Annotated in this window: 19 protein-coding genes; 12 read left to right on the forward strand and 7 right to left on the reverse strand. The window is 66.0% G+C overall.

The features are described 5' to 3' along the window. The first annotated feature begins 118 nt into the window (after positions 1-118). Positions 119-874: an arginyltransferase gene (locus HLA98_RS02425; protein WP_049447050.1), complete on the forward strand. Its 756-nt coding sequence runs from the start codon at positions 119-121 to the stop codon at positions 872-874. A gap of 38 nt (positions 875-912) precedes the next feature. After that, a complete protein-coding gene (locus tag HLA98_RS02430; RefSeq protein ID WP_057500070.1) occupies positions 913-2127 on the forward strand; it encodes an endonuclease/exonuclease/phosphatase family protein in 1215 nt (404 codons plus the stop codon). A 96-nt stretch (positions 2128-2223) separates the two neighbouring features. Here HLA98_RS02430 and purT read toward each other — a convergent pair whose 3' ends face one another. Further along, complete coding sequence (purT, locus tag HLA98_RS02435) at positions 2224-3411, reverse strand: formate-dependent phosphoribosylglycinamide formyltransferase (RefSeq protein ID WP_057500069.1); 1188 nt, start codon at positions 3409-3411, stop codon at positions 2224-2226. 137 nt (positions 3412-3548) lie between these two features. Between purT and HLA98_RS02440 the strand changes: the two genes are divergently transcribed. From HLA98_RS02440 to HLA98_RS02460, 5 genes are read left to right on the forward strand one after another with little or no spacing between them, the layout of a single operon-like run. After that, positions 3549-4430 carry an SPFH domain-containing protein gene (locus tag HLA98_RS02440; RefSeq protein ID WP_057500068.1) on the forward strand — a complete coding sequence of 294 codons (882 nt, stop codon included), beginning with the start codon at positions 3549-3551 and terminating at the stop codon, positions 4428-4430. Positions 4431-4475: 45 nt separating this feature from the next. After that, positions 4476-4655, forward strand: coding sequence for a type II toxin-antitoxin system antitoxin (locus HLA98_RS02445; protein ID WP_005412615.1), 180 nt, complete (start codon positions 4476-4478; stop codon positions 4653-4655). Beyond that, the gene (locus HLA98_RS02450; protein WP_005408542.1) at positions 4652-4831 is read left to right on the forward strand and encodes a DUF4177 domain-containing protein; all 180 of its coding nucleotides are present in this window, start codon (positions 4652-4654) and stop codon (positions 4829-4831) included. Before HLA98_RS02445 ends, HLA98_RS02450 begins: the two co-directional genes overlap by 4 nt. A gap of 3 nt (positions 4832-4834) precedes the next feature. Then, on the forward strand, positions 4835-5428 hold the full coding sequence (locus HLA98_RS02455; protein ID WP_057500067.1) for a PH domain-containing protein: 594 nt from the start codon (positions 4835-4837) through the stop codon (positions 5426-5428). A 9-nt stretch (positions 5429-5437) separates the two neighbouring features. Further along, positions 5438-6247, forward strand: coding sequence for a M15 family metallopeptidase (locus HLA98_RS02460; protein ID WP_057500066.1), 810 nt, complete (start codon positions 5438-5440; stop codon positions 6245-6247). Between the two features lie 496 nt (positions 6248-6743). On the opposite strand, the gene HLA98_RS02465 is transcribed toward HLA98_RS02460, so the two are convergent. The 4 genes from HLA98_RS02465 to HLA98_RS02480 form a co-directional block, all read right to left on the reverse strand. After that, on the reverse strand, positions 6744-7115 hold the full coding sequence (locus tag HLA98_RS02465) for a DUF423 domain-containing protein (protein WP_049445939.1): 372 nt from the start codon (positions 7113-7115) through the stop codon (positions 6744-6746). A gap of 104 nt (positions 7116-7219) precedes the next feature. Further along, positions 7220-8293, reverse strand: coding sequence for a polyketide cyclase (locus tag HLA98_RS02470; protein WP_049445941.1), 1074 nt, complete (start codon positions 8291-8293; stop codon positions 7220-7222). A gap of 233 nt (positions 8294-8526) precedes the next feature. Next, a complete protein-coding gene (locus HLA98_RS02475; RefSeq protein ID WP_049445942.1) occupies positions 8527-9168 on the reverse strand; it encodes a response regulator in 642 nt (213 codons plus the stop codon). Continuing rightward, positions 9168-10364, reverse strand: a complete 1197-nt coding sequence (locus HLA98_RS02480) for a sensor histidine kinase (protein ID WP_049445944.1) — start codon at positions 10362-10364, stop codon at positions 9168-9170. Before HLA98_RS02480 ends, HLA98_RS02475 begins: the two co-directional genes overlap by 1 nt. Before the next feature lie 150 nt (positions 10365-10514). On the opposite strand from HLA98_RS02480, the gene HLA98_RS02485 reads away from it, so the two are divergent. From HLA98_RS02485 to HLA98_RS02505, 5 genes are read left to right on the forward strand one after another with little or no spacing between them, the layout of a single operon-like run. Continuing rightward, a complete protein-coding gene (locus tag HLA98_RS02485) occupies positions 10515-11111 on the forward strand; it encodes a GNAT family N-acetyltransferase (RefSeq protein WP_005408535.1) in 597 nt (198 codons plus the stop codon). Further along, the gene (gene minC, locus HLA98_RS02490; RefSeq protein ID WP_049445946.1) at positions 11057-11902 is read left to right on the forward strand and encodes a septum site-determining protein MinC; all 846 of its coding nucleotides are present in this window, start codon (positions 11057-11059) and stop codon (positions 11900-11902) included. Before HLA98_RS02485 ends, minC begins: the two co-directional genes overlap by 55 nt. Positions 11903-11937: 35 nt before the next feature. Next, a complete protein-coding gene (minD, locus tag HLA98_RS02495) occupies positions 11938-12747 on the forward strand; it encodes a septum site-determining protein MinD (protein ID WP_010483375.1) in 810 nt (269 codons plus the stop codon). 2 nt (positions 12748-12749) lie between these two features. Beyond that, a complete protein-coding gene (gene minE, locus HLA98_RS02500; RefSeq protein WP_004148073.1) occupies positions 12750-13010 on the forward strand; it encodes a cell division topological specificity factor MinE in 261 nt (86 codons plus the stop codon). A 46-nt stretch (positions 13011-13056) separates the two neighbouring features. Next, a complete protein-coding gene (locus HLA98_RS02505; protein WP_057500141.1) occupies positions 13057-13536 on the forward strand; it encodes a hypothetical protein in 480 nt (159 codons plus the stop codon). A 112-nt stretch (positions 13537-13648) separates the two neighbouring features. On the opposite strand, the gene HLA98_RS02510 is transcribed toward HLA98_RS02505, so the two are convergent. Further along, positions 13649-14905, reverse strand: coding sequence for a DUF819 family protein (locus HLA98_RS02510; RefSeq protein WP_057500140.1), 1257 nt, complete (start codon positions 14903-14905; stop codon positions 13649-13651). 93 nt (positions 14906-14998) lie between these two features. Continuing rightward, on the reverse strand, positions 14999-17077 hold the full coding sequence (locus tag HLA98_RS02515) for an alpha/beta hydrolase family protein (RefSeq protein WP_057500139.1): 2079 nt from the start codon (positions 17075-17077) through the stop codon (positions 14999-15001). Positions 17078-17241: the final 164 nt, after the last annotated feature.

Below are 17241 nucleotides of genomic sequence, written 5' to 3' on the forward strand. Positions count from 1 at the left end.
CACTTCACCCTCGGGAGACAACAACGCCCGGGCTCGAGATCGGTTGACGCCGCTGCCGGTTCCGTTCATCCGGCGGACAGTCGCCGCCACTGCGACAACCTGGGGCTATGCTGTGCCCATGGCGATTCATGGCGACAGAGACGACGAACTGCGGCTTTTCCAGACCGGCGAGCACCCCTGCGGGTACTGGTCGGACCGGGTGGCACGTGACCTGGTGCTGGATCCGCACGATCGTCGCCTTGGTGGCTTGTACCCGCTGGCACTGAGCTGGGGCTTCCGCCGCAGTGGCGATCTGGTCTACCGGCCGCACTGCGCGCACTGCCAGGCCTGCGTGGCGGTGCGCATCCCGGTGGCCCGCTTCGCCCCGGACCGCAGCCAGCGCCGCTGTGCCGCCCGCAATGACGACCTCGAGGTGCGGATCACCGCCGCCACCGCCCGGGACGACCTGTTCGCGCTGTATCACCGTTATCTCACCCACCGCCACGCCAACGGCGGCATGGACGACCATGGCCCGCACGAATTCGAGCAGTTCCTGATCGGCAGCTGGTCGCACACCCGCTTCATGGAAATGCGCCTGCCCGGCCACGACGGTCAGCCCAGCCAACTGCTGGGGGTGGCGGTGACCGACGTCACCGAGCACGGCCTTTCAGCGGTCTACACCTTCTTCGACCCGGACCACGCCGCACGTGGGCTGGGCACCTTCGCGATCCTGCAGCAGATCGAATGGGCACGCCGCGAGGGGCTGCCGCACGTGTACCTGGGCTATTGGATCCGTGGCCACCAGAAGATGGACTACAAGCGTCGCTTCCATCCGCTGGAAGCCTACGATGGCCGCCGCTGGCACGATTTCGACAACGATCTGGACGGGCGCTGACAAACCGCTGACACCGGGCCGGGTGCACAATACGGCCCATGAACATGACCCGCCGCCATCCCCTGATCCTCGCCCTGGCCCTGCTCTGCGGCGCCAGCGCCCCTGCCTTCGCCACGTCCCCCGCGATGACCGAAAAGCCGTCCGCTGCGCTGCGCCTGGCCACCTACAACACCTCGCTGTATTCCGACGACGCCGGTGGCCTGATCAAGGAACTGGAAGGTGACAGCGAGCACGCACGCAAGATCGCCGCGGTACTGCAGCAGGTGCGTCCGGATCTGGTGCTGTTGAACGAATTCGACTTCGACGACGCCCATCGCGCCGCCGACCTGTTCCAGAAGCGCTACCTGGAAGTGGCCCAGCCCGGTGGCGGCAAGCCGCTGCACTTCGCCTACCGCTACCTGGCCCCGGTCAATACCGGCGTGCCCAGTGGACTGGACCTGGACAACAACGGCGTGGTCGGCGGCGAAGGCCGCAGCCGCGGCAACGATGCCTGGGGCTACGGCCTGCACCCGGGCCAGTACGGCATGCTGGTGCTGTCGCGCTACCCGATCGATGAAGCCAAGGTGCGCAGCTTCCAGCTGCTGAAGTGGAGCGCGATGCCCGGCGCGATCCGTCCGGTTGACCCGCGCACCGGCAAGAGCTTCTACAACGACCATGTGTGGTCGCAGCTGCGCCTGTCGTCGAAGTCGCATTGGGACGTGCCGGTGAAGACCCCGGGCGGCGTGGTCCACGCGCTGGTCTCGCACCCGACGCCGCCGGTATTCGACGGCCCGGAAAAGCGCAACGCCGCACGCAACCACGACGAACTGCGCCTGTGGCAGGAGTACCTGTCCAAGGGTCACAAGCCGTGGCTGTGCGACGACAAGGGCCAGTGCGGTGGCCTGGCGCAGGACGCGCGCTTCGTGATCCTCGGCGACCTCAACAACGACCCGGTCGACGGCGACGGCCGCCATGAGGCGATCGTCGAGCTGATCGAGAACGCCCGCGTGCTGCGCTACCCCACCCCGCGCAGCGTCGGCGGCGAGCAGACCAGCCTGGCCTATGCGACCAAGGGCATCGAGCGCAAGGGCGCACCGTTCCACGCCACCGGCGATTTCGGCCCGAAGTCCGGCACCATGCGCCTGGACTACGTACTGCCCTCGACCGGTTTCGAATACGTCGGCAGCGGTATCTTCTGGCCGGCCAATGAAAGCCCGGAAGCGAAGATCGCCGACGGCAGCGACCACCACCTGGTGTGGGTGGACGTGCGGTAGAGTCGACTGTTAGTCGACTGCACGGTGAGCGTACCGACCAACGGTCGGTACCCACCGGGTTTCGGTAGGCGACGACCGTTGGTCGTCGCTCCTTTTTTACAGGCGCAGCTCGACGCCGATGGCGTCGGCGGCATCACGCGCGGTGGCGCGTGCTTCGTCGATGGTTTCCGCGCGCGCCAGGGTCACGCCCACGCGGCGATGGCCGTGCACGCTCGGCTTGCCGAACAGGCGCACGGCGGTATCCGGCACCTGCAGGGCGGCGGCCACGTTGTTGAAGTACGGCACGCCTTCGCCGTGCGCCAGCAACGCACACGAGGCCGACGGGCCGCTCTGGCGGATCACCGGGATCGGCAGGCCGAGGATGGCGCGCGCATGCAGCGCGAACTCGCTCAGCTCCTGCGATACCAGCGTCACCAGGCCGGTGTCGTGCGGGCGCGGCGACACTTCGCTGAACCATACTTCGTCGCCCTTCACGAACAGCTCCACACCGAACAGGCCCCAGCCGCCGAGGTCGTCGGTGATCGCACGCGAGATCTCTTCGGCACGCGCCAACGCAGCACTCGACATCGGCTGCGGCTGCCAGCTTTCGCGGTAATCGCCATCCTTCTGCAGATGCCCGATCGGCGCGCAGAACGAGGTGCCGCCGGCATGGCGCACGGTCAGCAGGGTGATCTCGTAATCGAAATCGATGAAGCCTTCGACGATGCAGCGACCGGCACCGGCACGGCCACCGGTCTGCGCGTACTCCCACGCCGGGGCGATGTCCGCTTCGCTGCGCAGGGTGCTCTGGCCCTTGCCCGAGGACGACATCACCGGCTTGACCACGCACGGCAGGCCGATGGCGGCCACGGCAGCACGGTATTCGGCCTCGGTATCGACGAAGCGGTACGGCGAGGTCGGCAGGCCCAGTGTCTCGGCGGCCAGGCGGCGGATGCCTTCGCGGTCCATGGTCAGGCGCGCAGCGCGCGCGGTCGGGATCACCCGCAGGCCCTGCTCCTGTTCCAGCTGGACCAGGGTTTCGGTGTGGATGGCCTCGATCTCCGGCACCACCAGGTGCGGCTGCTCCTGCGCGATCAACGCGCGCAGGGCCATTGCATCGAGCATGTCGATCACATGCGAGCGGTGCGCGACCTGCATGGCCGGGGCATCGGCATAGCGGTCGGCGGCGATCACCTCCACGCCCAGCCGCTGCAGCTCGATGGCCACCTCCTTGCCGAGTTCGCCCGAGCCCAGCAGCAGCACGCGGGTGGCGGAGGGGGACAACGGAGTTCCAAGCTTGGCCATGGCGGTTCCAGCAGCGATGTGAAGGCGGATGGGCATTCTAGCTGGCCACGCCCCTTGGCCATGGCATCCGACGAACGGTAGTCGAAAAGTGATATCACTTTGATATCTTCATTCCGAACCCTCAAGGACGTACCGCCATGAAAGAGAAGTCGCTGTCTTCCCTCAACGGCCTCGGCACGCTGGCCGGCGCCCTGCTCGTCGCCCTCGCTGGCGCCGCCCTGTTCGTACTGGGCGCGGCAGCCAGGACCAGCGCCGGCTCGCCCAACCTGCTGCTGATGCTGCTGGGCGCCCTGCTGGTGGCACTGGGCGTATTCATCCTGGCCGGCCTGTACACCATCCAGCCCAACCAGGCGGCGGTGCTGAGCCTGTTCGGCAAGTACGTGGGCACCGTGAAGGACAACGGCCTGCGCTGGAACAACCCCTTCTTTGCCAAGCGCCGGGTCAGCCAGCGCGTGCGCAACTTCGAGAGCGGCAAGCTGAAGGTCAACGAGCTGGACGGCAGCCCGATCGAGATCGCAGCGGTGATCGTCTGGCAGGTGGTCGATGCCTCCGAGGCGGTCTACAACGTGGACGATTACGAGAGCTTCGTGCACATCCAGTCCGAATCGGCGCTGCGTGCGATGGCCACCAGCTATCCCTACGACCAACACGAGGATGGCCAGCTGGCCCTGCGCAGCCACGCCAGTGAAATCTCCCAGCACCTGAAGAACGAACTGGCCGAGCGCCTGGCCGATGCGGGCGTGCAGGTGATCGACGCGCGCATCAGCCACCTCGCCTACGCCGCCGAGATCGCCCAGGCGATGCTGCAGCGGCAGCAGGCCAACGCGGTGATCGCCGCGCGCACGCGCATCGTTGCCGGTGCGGTGGGCATGGTCGAGATGGCCCTGGCCGAACTGCAGAAGAACGGCGTGGTGCAGCTGGACGAGGAACGCAAGGCGCACATGGTCAGCAACCTGCTGACCGTGCTGTGCTCGGACCGCGGCACCCAGCCGATCGTCAACGCCGGCTCCCTGTACTGAACCACCCTCGCAACGGGGCGCCCCACCGCCCCGCCAGGAGTTTTCATGAGTGAGAAGAAAGCCTATCCGCTGCGCATCAATGCCGAGGTCCTGGCCGCGGCACAGCGCTGGGCTGACGACGAGCTGCGCAGCCTCAACGCACAGATCGAATACGTACTGCGCGACGCATTGCGCAAGGCAGGACGCCTGCCAAAACCCAAGCCATCTCCGGAGGACAAGGAATGAGCAAGCGCTGGAGCTACCAGACGATCGAGGTCAAGACGTCCATGATGGGCGTGCTGAAGCCTGAGGATGTCCAGGCCGAACTCAGCCGCCAGGGCCAACTGGGCTGGGAGCTGGTCAACATCATCATCCCGGCGCCGATGCGCCCGGCGATGCTGGTGTTCAAGAAGGAGGCCTGAGCCGTGGGCGGCAGTGACCCGAAACCGTTCGACGTGGCCGAGAGTTCGCCGTTACGCGTGCTGTGGGTCGTGCTGCCATTGCTGGCAGCCTTCGTCGCTTGCCTGTATGCACAACTGTACAAGGCGCCTGCCACGGCACCCTGGATCGAAGTAACGCTGTCGCCGCCCTGGTTCCGGATGGGCGGCAGTGCGGCATGGAGCCTGCTGGTGATCGCCCTGCTCGGCATCGGACTGGGCACAGCCTTCTTCCGCCGTCGGGTGGAACTGGCCGGCGACGTGCTGGACGTGCGCTCGACGATGTACCGACGGCGCGTGCCGGTGGCGCAACTGCGGCTGGACCAGGCCGAGGTGGTCGACCTGCAACGTGACCCTCGCTATGGCATCCGCTTCAAGACCAACGGTTATGCAATGCCGGGTTTCTATTCCGGCCACTTCCGCCTGCAGGGCGGCGGCAAGGGTTTCGCGCTGGTCACCGACCGCACGCGCGTTCTCGCCCTGCCGGTCAGCGATGGCAGCACGCTGCTGCTCAGCCTGGACCGGCCGCAGTCGCTGCTCGATGCACTACGCAAGGTGGCCGCACCGGCGCCACGGCAGTAAGCTGAGGCGATGCAACGACGCCTGCCCCTGCTGATCAATACCGAGGCCATCGAACTGTGGCCTGCCCACCTGCTGCGCGCACGCAGCAACCTCGACGCACGCCTGTTGGCACAGGCGCAATGGGTGCTGCGGCGCAAGCGCGATGGCCGCTATCTGGCGGCCGTACTGCCGCACGGCGTGCATTCGATGGTGCCGCGCCTGCCGCGAGAGCCCGGGGTCGAGGACGCACTGGCACTGCTCGACGCCACGGCGACGCGCCCGGTTGGCGCTGCGCTGGAAGAACAATGGCTTCCGCTGGCCGGGCTGCAGCAGCGCCTGCAGCAGCTCGGCCTGGACCCGCAGCGCTACGCCGACGACAGCGGCCTGCCGCTGGAGCCCGAACCGTGCCTGCTGCATTTTGCCGGCCGCGACCGCTTCGCCCGGCCGCTATGGCTGCGCCGTGGCGCCGCGCAGGGCTGGCGACGGATGCGACTGCACGCGGCACGGGATGGCATTGCGCTGGACGCGATCTCCGGCTTCCGCAGCCATGCCTACCAGCTGGGCATCTTTGAACGGAAACTGGCGCGCGGCCTGAGCGTGGCGGAGATCCTGAAGGTCAATGCCGCCCCGGGTTTCAGCGAACACCACAGCGGCCATGCGCTGGACATTGGTACCCCCGGCGATGCTCCCGCCGAAGAGACCTTCGAAGCCACCGACGCGTTCGCGTGGCTGCAGGCACATGCGGGCGGGCATGGCTTCCAGCTGAGCTACCCGCGCGACAATCCGCACGGCATCGTCTACGAACCCTGGCACTGGTGCTGGAAACCGGCCAACGGCTGAGCCCCTCGTGGCGAAAGCAATGCGAAATTCATGGAGCTGTCCGGGCGGGTAGGCTGGGCAGGGGACGCCGTGAATCCGTCCCTGGAGGCTTAGCCGCGCCATCCATGGCGCGGATACCCCTGCCCAGCCCACCCGCCCGGCCTCTGACAGTTTCCGTGTGCGTCCGCCACGGAATGGAACAAGAGAGCAAAGACAAAAGCAGGTCGCTTCGCTCGAAGCCTCTACAACGAATCAGCGTGCAGCTGTTGGGTCCGCCTTCAAGCGAGCCGAGCACCGCAGGTCCGGCGAGGGCGAAGAGGTGCGGGTGTCTGAGCGCAGCGAGTTCCCGCACCGTCCCTCGGCGGACCGAGGAGCACAGGGTACCGATGCGCAGCATCGGCTCGCGGCCGGCGGCGCGTTTCTTTTGGTTACTTTTCTTTTCGCGCGAAAAGAAAAGTAACGCCCCTGAACGCTGCAGATCGCATCAGCATGGATTGAAGCGACAATGTCGACTCAGTTACCGCCTCAACGCATTGATCGCCAGCAACACCCATCCGGCCATCATGCTGGTGCCGCCGATCGGTGCCATCCGCGTCGGCCACTGCCACAGCGCGCCGCCCACCAGGCTGCCAGAGAACAACAGCACGCCCAGCAGCAGCACATACAGCGCCAGATGCGCGATCGCGCCCTGCGCGCGCGGGCCAAGCGCTACCAGCACCGCACCGTGTGCGAACGCGTACAGCGCCGCCATGTTCAGATGCTGCTGCGCCAGCGGGTCGGTCACACCGTGCGAGGCGTAGGCAGACAGGCCGATCGAGGCAGCGGCCAGCAATGCCCCCAGGCAGGCCAGCAGCGAAGGCTTACGTGCGCGACGTTCCAGATTGAACATGTGGGCTCCTTGCGCAGCGCCCCTTGCCGGGCGCCAGATCAAAAAAAACGCGCCGCAATGAGCGGCGCGTTTTCGTGTCCAACACTACATGGGTCAGCCGAGACTTACTTGACGGCCCAGTAGATGTCGTAGGTACCTTCCGGAGTGAACGACTTGTCGATGCCGTCCTTCCAGGACTCGTACGGACGGTCGATGACTTCGTTGCCCGAGGTCACGGCCCAGGCGCGCAGGCCGTTGCGGGCCACGTCCAGACCCGCCATGTGGCCGGTGTAGGCCGCATGCGCCGAACGGTGCGGAGCCACGTGCACGTACTTGACCGGAGCGCCGCCATCGATCTTGACGGTCAGCTCTTCAGCGGTGGCACCTTCAGCACCCTTCTTCTTCACCGGCTGGGCGATGTCGAAGGCGTACTTCTCCTGACCGAAGTCGGTGGTGATGATGCGGAACGGACCGGCGGCTTCAAGGCCATTGGCCTCCATCACGCGCTTGATCCACTCCTGGTTGTCCTTGATCGACTTGGTGATCGTGTCCTGACCGCGGTCCACGTTACCGGCGTTGACGACCAGCAGGTCTTCAGCCGGCACATCGACGATAGCCAGGTCGGTCAGCGGGGCTTCCGGGGTGCGGTAGTCGACGTTCGGGACGCTGGCCAGCATGTTGGCCATACGCGACAGACCCATCTTGATGTCGTCGCCGATCTGGCGGCTGACATACAGGCCGGCGTAACGACCGAACAGGTCGAAGCCGTACTTCACCGAGTAGTCCTGGGTGATCTTGACGTTGCGGCCACCCTTGCCGGTCGGCTCCAGGGTGAAGGTGCTGATCTTGTCGTGACCCTTGGTGGCGTCTTCGATGGCGATGGCAACACGCTTGTTCTCTTCGGCTTCGGTGATCTTCCAGGAACCGGTGCCCAGGTCCTTGGAAGTGAAGTCGAGGGTGGCACCGACGCCGGAGGCCGGGCCGGACAGCTTCAGTTCAACGGCGGGATCGCGCAGTACCAGCGGGTTCCAGTCCTTGAAGCGGCGCAGGCTGCTGACCGTGTCGTACACGATCGTCATCTTGCGGTTGGTCTCGATGCTTTCGGTGATGTGACGCTCGCCCGGCAGACATACGCCAATGATGACGAACAGGCCAGCCACGATCCCCAAGGCGATCAGGAACTCGATAATACGGGTCATTCAGAGAGTCTCCGGGGCCGATCCCACGGCCGGGTTGATTGAAGCGAAGCGCCAATCCTAGCAGGCTTCGCGGGCATTGTTTATCGGGATTGGCGCACCGGTTTCCCTGCCGGCTGCGTATTTGTATGGACAAAGAGTTCGAAGGGTAACGCATACGGCTAGCGGCCAGTAGGGGGCAACCTTGGCCGCAACCTCTGACCCTCACCCAAGTCTTTGTACCAGAACGACTTTCCTCAGACCAACTGCAGTTCGAACGCCTTCAGTACGGCGCGCGTACGGTCGCGCACGCCCAGCTTGGAGAGGATGTTGGACACGTGGTTCTTGATGGTCCCTTCGGCGACACCCAGCGAATTGGCGATCTCCTTGTTGGAGAAGCCACTGGCCATCAGCCGCAGGATCTCGGTCTCACGGTCGGTCAGCGGGTCCGGACGGTCCAGGCTGACGAACTCGTTGCGCATGTGCTCCAGGCCGGACAGCAGGCGCTGGGTCACGGCCGGCTGCACCAGTGAGCCGCCGTCGGCCACGGTGCGGATGGCACCGACCAGCTGCGCCAGGGTCACGTCCTTGAGCAGATAGCCCTTGGCACCGGCCTTGAGCCCGGCCAGCACAAGCTGGTCGTCATCGAAGGTGGTGAGGATGATGGTCGGCGGCAGCTGCTCCTGGCGCGACAGCATCTGCAGCGCCTCCAGGCCGGACATCACCGGCATGCGCATGTCCATCAGGACCACGTCGGGACGCACCTGCGGTATCAGCTCGACCGCCTGCCGGCCATCGCCGGCCTCGGCAACCACCTCGATACCGTCGTCGAGCGCCAGCAGGGAGCGGATTCCCTGCCGCACCAGGGTTTGGTCGTCGACCAGGCAGACGCGAATCATCAACGCACTCCTTCAGGAACCTTGGTAAGGGCGGCCACCAGCACCGTTGCCGGCACCGTCGCCCGCAGCCGGAAGCCTTCGCCGGGACGGGTCTCGATCTGCAGCTGGCCACCACATTGTTGCAGGCGCTCGCGCATGCCGCGCAAGCCATTGCCCACATTGACCATATCCGCGCCGACGCCGTCGTCGCGGGCCTCGACCACCACCCGGTCGGGGGCTTCACGGTACACCTTGATCCACAGGTGGCGCGCACCGGCGTGGCGTACCGCGTTGGTGATGATTTCCTGGGTGCAGCGCAGCAGCACGTGGGCCCGCTGCGGATCCTCCACGTTCAGCGGATCCTCGATCTCCAGCTGGATGTCCAGCGAGGGCACGTTCTCGGTCAACGGGCGCAGGGCCGCGGCCAGATCGATGGCACCGGTCTCGCGCAGCTGGCTGACGACCTCGCGCACATTGCCCAGCAGCAGCTTGGCCAACGCGTGGGATCGCTTCACATGCTCCAGCGCCTGGCCCTCGGCCAGGTGCCCGGCCACTTCCAGGTTCAGGGTCAGCGCGGTCAGCTGATGGCCCAGCAGATCATGCAGCTCGCGCGAGATACGAGTGCGCTCGTTGACCCGGGCGCTCTCGGCCAGCAGGGCGCGGGTGGCGCGCAGTTCCGAATTGAGCCGGCGCTGCTCATCGCGGGCCTCGGTCTGCTGGCGGGCGACCAGGCTGGTCACGAAGATGAACATGGAGAAGCCGCCGTACAGCAGCGACTGCATCACCGCTTCGAACAGCGGGAAGCGCAGCAGCATGTAGTAGACCGGCGCCACCGCCAGCTGGCTGACCAGCAGCCACAGTACGCCCAGCCGTACCGACAGCATCCACGGGATGACCCCGGCGGCGACCATCATCAGGATGCTGCCCAGGCCCGAGCCGCTCAGGAAACTGACCCCCAGCGCAGAGATCGTCAGCAGCAGCAACAGGCCACGGTCCAGCCAGCTGGTGTGGCTGTCGCTGCGCAGGATGCGGGTCAGCCAGTAATAGGCGGTGCCGAAGGACAGGTAGGCGACGAACAGCAGGATCGCCCAGCCGCCCATGTCGTTGCGGCTGTGCAGGTTCTCGAACTGCGAGTATGCCAACGGCAGGCCGACCATGACCCAGGTGAACAGGCCGGCCAGGCGGAGGACACGGGTATGGCTGAGGACTCCCAACATGCCAGCACTCTACGGGCCGCGCCTGCGTACCGCACCCCACGGAAGTCATGCCTGCCCGGTCGCCTGTTCATGCCGCAGCCCACCCCGGGCATGCAATAATCGTGCGCAGGGTCCCTTGATGGACCAACCGCGTTACCCCACGGAGTCACAATGTCGATTGTCATCCGCGACGTGCGCGAGCACGAGCTCGATTCCGTCCTGGCTTTGAACAACAACGCTGGCCTGGCCATCCTTCCCCTGGATGCGGCCCGTCTGCGCCTGTTCTACGAAACCGCTGAGTATTTCCGCGTCGCCGAGCGCGACGGCAACCTGGCCGGATTCCTGATCGGCTTCGGCAGCGACAGCCAGCACGACAGCAGCAATTTCGCCTGGTTCAAGCAGCAGCTGGACACCCCGTTCTTCTACATCGACCGCATCGTGGTCGCCAGTCGCCGTCGCGGCGGTGGCGTCGGCCGTGCGTTCTATGCCGACGCGCAGAGCTTCGCCGAGCTGCGCTACCCGCAGATGACCTGCGAGGTCTTCCTCGACCATGGTGCCGATGCCGCCCTGCTCTTCCACGGCAGCTTCGGCTTCCGCGAGCTGGGCCAGAACACCATGGCCCAGGTCGATGTGCGCGCCAGCATGCTGGCCAAGGAACTGTGCAGCTACCCGTGGGTCCAGGAGACCTACGGCGGCAAGCTGCCGGATGTGGCATGGACACGTGCCCGGCAGCTGCCGGCGCAGGCACAGCGGCCGACGGGGACCTGAGCGTGGCGGTGAATTTCGATTACGAACAGGCCGGTGAACTGAAGATCGGCCAGGTGGGCATCGCCAACCTGCGCATCCGTACCCTTGATGTCGAGCGCCTCGTGCAGGAAATGCGCGAGCGCGTCACCCGTGCACCGAAGCTGTTCGGCCGCGCTGCGGTGATCCTCGACTTCGGCGGCCTGAGCCAGGTGCCGGACGTGGCCACCGCGCAGGCGCTGGTTGATGGCCTGCGCAACGCCGGTGTGTTGCCGGTGGCACTGGCCTACGGCACCAGTGCGGTCGACCTGCTCTCGCAGCAGCTCGGCCTGCCTTTGCTGGCCAAGTTCCGTGCGCAGTACGAGCGTGCGGAGGCCGAACCGGCCCCGCCGCCGCCCGCGCCGGAACCGCGCCGCGCGGTGCGTGCCGAGCCGAAGCCGGCCCCCGCCACGCCGGTGGCCAAGGCGGCCGATGCCGCTGCACCGCAGCCGGGCCGCATGCAGCTGGGCAACGTGCGTTCGGGCCAGCAGCTGTACGCTGAGAACTGCGACCTGACCGTGATGGCCACCGTCGGCGCCGGCGCCGAGGTCATCGCCGATGGCAGCATCCATATCTACGGCACTCTGCGCGGCCGCGCGCTGGCAGGGGCCCAGGGCAACACCGCGGCACGCATCTTCTGCCGTGATTTCCATGCGGAACTGGTCGCCATTGCTGGCCACTACAAGGTACTGGACGATGTCCCGGACTCCCTGCGCGGCAAGGCCGTTCAGGTGTGGCTGGAACAGGACCAGATCAAGATCGCTGCGCTGGACTGACGCAGCACCCAAACAGAATCATCAGGAGAAGTCCTTTGGCTGAAATCATCGTAGTCACCTCCGGCAAGGGCGGCGTCGGCAAGACCACTTCCAGCGCGAGCCTGGCCTGCGGCCTGGCACGGCGCGGCAAGAAGGTGGCGGTGATCGACTTCGACGTCGGCCTGCGCAACCTCGATCTGATCATGGGCTGCGAACGCCGTGTGGTGTACGACTTCGTCAACGTCGTGCACGGCGAAGCGACCCTCAAGCAGGCCCTGATCAAGGACAAGCGCTTCGAGAACCTGTACGTGCTGGCCGCCTCGCAGACCCGCGACAAGGACGCACTGACCCAGGAAGGCGTGGGCAAGGTCCTGAAGGATCTGGCCGCCGACGGCTTCGATTACATCATCTGCGACTCACCGGCCGGCATCGAGAAGGGCGCCTTCCTGGCAATGTACTTCGCCGACCGCGCCGTGGTGGTGGTGAACCCGGAAGTGTCGTCGGTGCGCGACTCGGACCGCATCATCGGCCTGCTCGATTCGAAGACCCACAAGGCCGAGTCCGGCCAGGACGTGCCGGCCTTCCTGCTGCTGACCCGCTACACCCCGCTGCGCGTGGAAAGTGGCGAGATGCTCAGCATCGCCGATGTCGAGGAAGTGCTGGGCCTGAAGGCGATCGGCGTGATCCCCGAGTCGGGTGACGTGCTCAACGCCTCCAACAAGGGCGAGCCGGTCATCCTGGATGTCGAGTCTGCAGCCGGCCAGGCCTACGACGACGCCGTCGCGCGCATCCTCGGCGAAGAACGCCCGATGCGCTTCACCAACGTCGAGAAGAAGGGCTTCTTCAGCAAGCTGTTCGGAGGGTAAGCATGGGCCTGTTTGATTTCCTCAAAGCGAAGAAGACCACCGCCGAAACCGCCAAGAACCGCCTGCAGATCATCATCGCGCAGGAACGCAGCAACCGCGGCGGCCCCGATTACCTGCCGCTGCTGCAGCGCGAGCTGCTGGAAGTGATCAAGAAGTACGTGAACATCGACGTCGATGCAGTGAAGGTCGACCTGGTGAAGGATGGCCAGCACGATGTGCTGGACATCTCCGTGGCGCTGCCTGAAGGCCCGGACAAACCCTGATCTCCTGCCCCGCCCGTGCCTGCATGGGCGGGGCTGCCCGACCCGCATGACCGATACGACAACCGCCGTGGACATCACCTGCGTGGGCGATATCGCCTTCGCCGATGCGCAGTGCCTGCTCGCCGCGCATGGCCTGCGGCTGCACCACGTGACGGCCGGTGAACCGATTCCCGGCAGCTACTGGGGCGAACCCGAGGCCGGCATCATCGCCAGCAATGTCTACGTGCGCGATGACACGCCGGTGCACTCGATGCTGCACGAAGCCTGCCACCTGATCGTGCTGCCGCCGGAGCGACGTGCGCAGGTGCACACCGACGCCACCGACTCGGTTGCCGAGGAAGATGCCACCTGCTACCTGCAGATCGTGCTGGCCGGGCAGCTGCCTGGTGTCGGCAGTGCGCGTTTGATGGCCGACATGGATGCCTGGGGGTATACGTATCGGCTGGGGTCTACCCAGGCGTGGTTCGAACAGGACGCCGAAGACGCGAAGGCGTGGCTGATCGAACGCGGATTGCCGGTGGCGTAAAGCACACACGCGTGGCGTGGATCTACTGTAGAGCCGAGCCCATGCTCGGCTGCTTTTCTATTCGTGCAGGTGACGACGAAGAGCAGCCGAGCATGGGCTCGGCCCTACAGGATCATCCCTGCCCGGCCAGCGCGCGCAGGGTGATGCCGACGATATAGGCCAGGTACGTGCCGGTGGCATAGCCCATCGTGCCCAGCAGCACGCCCACCGGCGCCAGGGCCGGATGGAACGCCGCGGCCACCACTGGTGCCGAGGCCGGGCCGCCGATGTTCGACTGCGAACCGATGGCGAAGTAGAAGAACGGCACCTTCAGCAGCTTGCCCAGGCACCACAGCAGCACGATGTGCACGGCGATCCAGATCAGGCCGAGCAGGAACAGCCATGGGCGATCCAGCAACGCCAGCAGATCCATCTGCATGCCGATGCAGGCAATCAGGAAATACAGCAGCAGCGAGCCCAGCCGCGATGCGCCCGCGCCTTCGAGGTTGCGTGCACGGGTGAAGCTCAGGCTCAGGCCCAGCGTGGTCGACAGCACCACCACCCACACAAACGGCGCATCCAGGCTGAACTGCGAGGCCCAGCCGACGTTGGCCTTGAACCACGCTGCCAGCGGTGCACCGATCGCATGCGCCAGACCAACACCGCCGAAGGCGACCGCCACAATCAGCATCAGGTCGGTCAGGCTGGGAATACGCTCGTGCTCGGCCTGGAATCGCGCGATGCGCTCCTTCAGTTCATCAATGGCCGAGGTATCAGCGCCACTGCGTGCATCGATCTTCGCCGCACGTCCTGCCAGGAAGATCAGCGCGGCCATCCACACATAGCCCACGCCGACATCGACCACCGCGAACTGACCGAAGGTGGTCGCATTGACGTCGAACACTTCGCGCATCGCCAGCATGTTGGCGCCACCCCCGATCCAGCTGCCGGCCAGTGCGGCCATGCCGGCCCAGGTGTCACCGGCCACGGTGTCGGGATGGATCGCGCGCATCACCAGGAACGCCACCACCGCACCGAGCATGATGCTGGCCGAAGCGCCCAGATACATCAGCACCAGCTTCGGGCCGAGCCGCAGGATGCCCTTGATGTCCACTGCCAGGGTCAGCAGGATCAGCGCCGCCGGCAGCAGGATGTCGCGCGCGATCGGGTTGTAGAGCTTGGTGTTCTGCCCGTCGATGAGGCCGACGGTGTTGTAGATGCCGGGAATCAGGTAGCACAGCAGCAGCGCTGGGACGAAGGTGTAGAAGCGCTTCCACAGGCCCTGCTCGCGCGAGGCGGTCCAGAACACGACGCCAAGCGTGGCGGCGATCAAACCGAAGACGACGATGTCGTTCTGGATCATGCAGGTGCTCGTGTAGAGCCGAGCCATGCTCGGCTGCTGTTGGTGGAAGGTGTGCCGACCAACGGTCGGCACCCACCGGCGGAGACAAAAGCGCCGCCCCGGAGGGCGGCGCTGCAGTCATCAGTTGCCGATGTGCTGCTTCAGCCAGGCATTGACGGTGTCATGCCACAGGATGCTGTTGTTCGGCTTCAGCACCCAGTGGTTTTCATCCGGGAAGTACAGGAACTTCGATTCGATGCCCTGGCGCTGGGCGGCAGTGAAGGCGGCCAGGCCCTGCTCGACCGGAATGCGGAAGTCCTGCTGGCCGTGGATGACCAGGATCGGCTTCTTCCAGTCCGCCACGTGGTTGACCGGGTTGAACTTCTCGTAGTTCGCGGCCTTCTGGTACGGGGTACCGCCCTGCTCCCACTCGGTGAACCACAGTTCTTCGGTGGCGTAGCCCATCATGCGCTGGTCGAACACGCCGTCATGGTTGACCAGGCACTTGAACGGGCTGTTCCAGTTGCCGGCGATCCAGTTGACCATGAAGCCGCCGTAGCTGGCGCCCAGCGCACAGGCCTTGTCACCGTTAAGGAAGGAGTACTTCTTCAGCGCTGCGTCCCAGCCCTTCTGCAGGTCTTCCAGCGGGCGGTCGCCCCAGTGCTGGCTGATCGCATCGGTGAACGCCTGGCCGTAGCCGGTGGAGCCGTGGAAGTCGATCATCACCACGGCGTAGCCCTGGCCCGCATAGGTCTGCGGGTTCCAGCGATAGCTCCAGCCATTGCCGAAGCTGCCCTGCGGGCCGCCGTGGATCAGGAACGCGACCGGGTACGACTTGCCTTCCTGGTAGTTGTGCGGCTTGACCACGTAGCCATGCACGGTGTCGTTGTTCCAGCCCTTGAACTCGAACTGCTCGAAGTCGCCGAAGTTGACGTCCTTCAGCACGTCACCGGCGGCCGGGGTCAGCGCGCGCAGTTCGCCGATGGCTTCGCCCGCAGCCGGCAGCAGGCCGACCAGCACCTGGTCGTTGCTCTTCAGGCTGTTGCGGGTGATGGCCACGCTGTTGCCGGCCACGTCCACCGAGGTCACGCTGCCGTCGCCGATCAGCTTGGTGGCCTTGCCGCTGGCCACGTCGATCTGGAACAGCGGGTGTTCGCCGAGGTCATCTGCAGTGGTGTAGATGCTGGCGCCGTCGGCGGACAGGGTGATGCCGCCGGCCGAACGATCCCACTGCGGGGCGATCTCGCGGGTCTTGCCGCTTGCCAGGTCCATCGCCATCAGGCCGAAGCGGTCAGCCTCGAAGCCCGGGCGCTTCATCGCGCGGTAGAACAGGGTCTTGCCGTCGGCGCTGAACACCGGGCCGGCATCCCAGGCCGGGTTGGAGGCGGTCAGGTTGACCGGTGCCTGCTTGCCCGCAGCGTCGAAGCGGTACAGGTCGAAGTTGGTCGACCACGGCTCCTGCTTGCCGGCCACGCGGATGCTGGCGACCACGCTGGCGCCATCCGGCGACCACGCGAAATCATCATTGCCGCCGAACGGCTTGGACGGTGCATCGCCATCGATGGTCGCGCTCAGTGCCGAAGCGCCCTTGACCGCACCAGCCTTGGCCGTCGGGAGCGGTGCCACGAACAGGGTGTTGCGACGGCCGTCGTTCCAGGTATCCCAGTGGCGCACGAACAGCGAATCGAAGACCTTGCCGCTGGCCTTGGCGCCGGCAACGTCCTTCAGCTTCTTCTCGGTGCAGGCCAGGTCCGAGGCACAGGCCTGGAACACGCCGGCACTGAACAGCACACGGTCGTCCTGCGGCGACACGTGGTAGCTGTCCACGTCCACCGGGAAATCGGTCAGCTGGCGCGGGGTGCCGCCGCTGATCGGCTGCGCGTACAGCTGCTGGCTGCCGTTCTTGGCGCTGAGGAAGTACACAGTCTGGCCATCGGCCGACAGCGAAGCAGAATTGACGTTCCAGCCGGCCGGGGTGATCTGCTTCGGCGGGGCCGCATCGCGGGTACGCAGGTTGCGCGCGAACAGCGCGGTGGAGGCCTTCAGGTTGGCGTCCACGCTGCGCTTGGCGAACACCACGGTGCCGCCGTCAGCGGTCAGCACCGGTGCGGAGACGCGGTCCATGGCCACCATGTCGCGGACTTCCAGGCCACGGGCAGCAGCAACGCTGGGCAGGGCGGCCAGCAGGCTCAGTGGCAGCAGGGCATGACGCAGTTTCATCGGGGTCTCCGCAGGACGGCAAAAAACCGATGGTAGGCCCGTGCGGCCGGGGCTGCCAAGGCCATCGGTCATGGCTGCCGTTGGGGGCGGTCCCGCCGCCAGAAAAAGCAAACCGCGCCGTAGCGCGGTCTGTCGGGGGGGGGCGACGATAGTGCCGGCCGCTG

The organism is Stenotrophomonas africana, assembly GCF_013004645.1.
Taxonomy (GTDB): Bacteria; Pseudomonadota; Gammaproteobacteria; order Xanthomonadales; family Xanthomonadaceae; genus Stenotrophomonas; species Stenotrophomonas africana.